Annotated in this window: 2 protein-coding genes; both read left to right on the top strand. The window is 69.6% G+C overall.

Annotated elements, in window-relative coordinates:
• On the top strand, positions 1-742 hold a 742-nt coding region (locus HUK84_RS12625), incomplete at its 5' end, for a DNA-processing protein DprA (protein WP_176640610.1).
• 12 nt (positions 743-754) lie between these two features.
• Positions 755-3,439, top strand: coding sequence for a type I DNA topoisomerase (gene topA, locus HUK84_RS12620; protein ID WP_176640609.1), 2,685 nt, complete (start codon positions 755-757; stop codon positions 3,437-3,439).
• Positions 3,440-3,566: the final 127 nt, after the last annotated feature.

Below are 3,566 nucleotides of genomic sequence, written 5' to 3'. Positions count from 1 at the left end.
CGGCGCGACGATCGCGGCGGTGGCGGGCGGGCTGGACCGTCCCTATCCGTCCGAACACGCAGAATTGCAGTCGCTGATCGCCCGGCACGGCGCGGTGGTGACCGAGACCCCGCTGGGCGTTGCGCCGCAGACCCGTCATTTCCCCCGGCGCAACCGGCTGATCGCCGGGCTGGCCCAGGGCTGCGTCGTCGTCGAGGCCGCATTGCGCTCGGGCAGCCTGATCACCGCCGAGCTGGCGACCCTGTATGGTCGGACGGTCTTCGCCGTGCCCGGATCGCCGCTGGATCCGCGCTGTCGCGGCAGCAACGCGCTGTTGCGGCATGGGGCGGTCCTGACCGAAAGCGAGCATGACGTGCTGGCCGAACTGCCAGAAGAAAGACGTGGGGAAAGGATCGGGGCGGGCGCCGCGGCGCCCCGTCCCGGTCGGCCGGGGGACCTGGCGCAGCATCAGGCGCCGTGGCCCGCCCCGCCCCCGGCGGAGGCCGCCGGGAGGGCCCCGGCGATCGACGCCGACACCCCTGAAGATGCCGGGGAGATTCGCCGCGCGGTGCTGTCGCTGCTGTCATTTACGCCGACGCCGGTTGACGATCTCGTACGGCGCTGCCAGTTCTCGACATCGGCTATCCTGACCGTGCTGTCGGAACTGGAGCTGGCAGGCAACATCGAAACCCTTCCAGGTGGTAGCGTTGTCCTTCCATCCCTGCCCCCCGCAGGCCGGCCGGACCTGGAACGAGAAGCGTAATCCGGAGACAGAATGACTGATGTCGTCGTGGTCGAGTCGCCTGCCAAGGCGAAGACGATCAACAAGTATCTGGGGGATGGATTTACGGTACTCGCCTCGTTCGGCCATGTGCGCGACCTGCCGCCGAAGGATGGCAGCGTCCGGCCCGATGAGAATTTCGCCATGGACTGGGAGGCCGACGAGCGCGGCAGCCGGCAGATCGCCGCGATCGCCAAGGCGCTGCGCGGCGCGCGGCATCTGTATCTGGCGACCGACCCGGACCGCGAGGGCGAGGCGATTTCCTGGCATGTCCGGGCGATGCTGGAAGAGAGGAACCTGCTGAAGGGCGTGGACGTCCAGCGGGTGACCTTCAACGAGATCACCAAGAGTGCGATCCGCGCCGCCATGGCGCAGCCGCGCGACCTGGACCAGCCGCTGATCGAGGCCTATCTGGCGCGGCGGGCGCTGGATTACCTGGTGGGCTTCACCCTGTCGCCCGTGCTGTGGCGCAAGCTGCCGGGCTCGCGCAGCGCGGGGCGGGTGCAGTCGGTGGCGCTGCGCCTGATCTGCGAGCGCGAGGCGGAGATCGAGAGCTTCCGCAGCCGCGAATACTGGACGGTCGGCGCCGAGTTCACCACGCCCGAGGGGGCGCGCTTCACCGCGCGGCTGACCCACCTGGCCGGCCGCAAGCTGGAACAGTTCGACCTGCATGACGAGACCGGCGCGATGGCCGCCAAGGCGGCGGTCGAAGCCGGGCAGTTCGCCGTGCGGTCGGTCGAGCGACGCAAGGTGCGCCGCAATCCGCCGCCGCCCTTCACGACCTCGACCCTGCAGCAGGAGGCGTCGCGCAAGCTGGGCATGGGCGCGCAGGTGACGATGCGCACCGCCCAGCAATTGTACGAAGGCATCGACCTGGGCGGCGAGACGGTCGGCCTGATCACCTATATGCGCACCGACGGCGTGCAGATGGCCGGCGAGGCCATCGCCGCCATCCGCGGCCATATCGGCGAGAGCTTCGGCGCCGCCTACCTGCCGGACAAGGCGCGGATCTATTCCACCCGCGCCAAGAACGCGCAGGAGGCGCACGAGGCGATCCGCCCCACCGATGTCGACCGCGCGCCCGCCGAGGTCGCGCGCTACCTGACCGACGACCAGCGGCGGCTGTACGAGCTGATCTGGAAACGCTCGGTCGCCAGCCAGATGCAGTCGGCCGAACTGGACCAGGTGATCGTCGAGATCGCCGATGCAGGCGGGGCGGCGACATTGCGGGCCACCGGTTCGATGATCGCCTTCGACGGGTTTCTGAAGCTGTACAGCGAGGGACGGGACGATACCGGGCCGAAAGACGAGCAGGACGAGGACAGCCGCATGCTGCCGCCGATGCGCGAGCGCGATCCGCTGCGGCGCGGCGCGGTTGCGGCCGAGCAGCATTTCACCCAGCCGCCGCCGCGCTATTCGGAAGCGTCGCTGGTCAAGAAGATGGAAGAGATCGGCATCGGGCGGCCGTCGACCTATGCCTCGATCCTGTCGGTGCTGCGCGACCGCAACTATGTCCGGCTGGAGGCCCGCCGCTTCATTCCCGAGGATCGGGGCAGGCTGGTCACCGCGTTCCTGACCTCGTTCTTCGAACGTTATGTCGACACCCAGTTCACGGCCGGGCTGGAAGAGCAGCTGGACGACATATCGGGCGGCCGGGCGGACTGGCGCGACGTGATGGCGGCCTTCTGGCAGGATTTTTCCCACGCGGTCGACCAGACGAAGGAGCTGAAGATCTCCGACGTCATCAACGCGCTGGACAACGACCTGGCGCCGCATTTCTTCCCCGCCCGACCCGACGGCGGCGACCCGCGGGTCTGCACCGCCTGCGGCACCGGGCGGCTGGGGCTGAAGCTGGGGCGCTATGGCGCGTTCATCGGCTGTTCGAACTATCCGACCTGCCAGTTCACCCGCCGGCTGGTGGTGGACCCCAAGGAAGAGGGCGATGCCGACACGCTGAAGGACGGGATGCGGGTGCTGGGCCAGCACCCCGAGACCGGCGACGAGATCAGCGTGCGGCGCGGCCCGTGGGGCCTGTATGTCCAGCAGGGCGAACCCGACCCCGAGGACAAGAAGGCCAAGCCCCGGCGCGCCACCATCCCGCGCGGCATCGAAGGCGACAAGATCACGCTGGACCAGGCGGTGGGCCTGCTGTCCCTGCCGCGGATCATCGGCCCCCATCCGGAAACCGGCGAGATGATCGAAGCCGGGCTGGGGCGGTTCGGGCCCTATGTGAAGATGGGCGCCGTGTTCGGATCGCTGGACAAGGATGACGACATCCTGACCGTCGGGCTGAATCGCGCGGTGGACGTGCTGGCGCGCAAGCTGGCGTCGGTGCGCACCCTGGCGCCGCATCCCAAGGACGGCGAGCCGGTGATCGTGCGCAAGGGCCGCTTCGGCCCCTATGTCCAGCACGGGCAGGTCGTCGCCAACCTGCCGCGCGGCGAGGCGATGGAAGACGTGACCCTGGATGCGGCGCTGGCGCTGCTGGCCGAGAAGGGCAAGCCGCTGAAGCCGCGCGGCAAGGCCGCGGCGAAGAAGGCCCCCGTGAAGAAGGCTTCTGCCAAAAAAGCCGCCGCCCCCAAGGAAGCGAAGCCGAAAGCCGCCCGCGCGAGCGCCAAGGCCGGCACCAAGGAGAGCGCCCCCCCCCGGGCGCGGCGCGCCGCAGCCAAGGCGGGCTGAGGATGGAGGGACGGGACCTGTCCGACCCGCCTTCACCCGATCCCGTGCCGACCGATACTGCGCCCCTGGCCGCTCTTCCGGCGGCCAAGGGGGCGTTGCCGGACCGCGAGACCCTGCGCCGGTTCAT

This window comes from Nguyenibacter vanlangensis, assembly GCF_013376155.1.
Lineage (GTDB): Bacteria > Pseudomonadota > Alphaproteobacteria > Acetobacterales > Acetobacteraceae > Gluconacetobacter > Gluconacetobacter vanlangensis.
The sequence above is the reverse complement of the archived record's forward strand: the minus strand, read 5'-3'. Positions and strand labels throughout refer to the sequence as shown.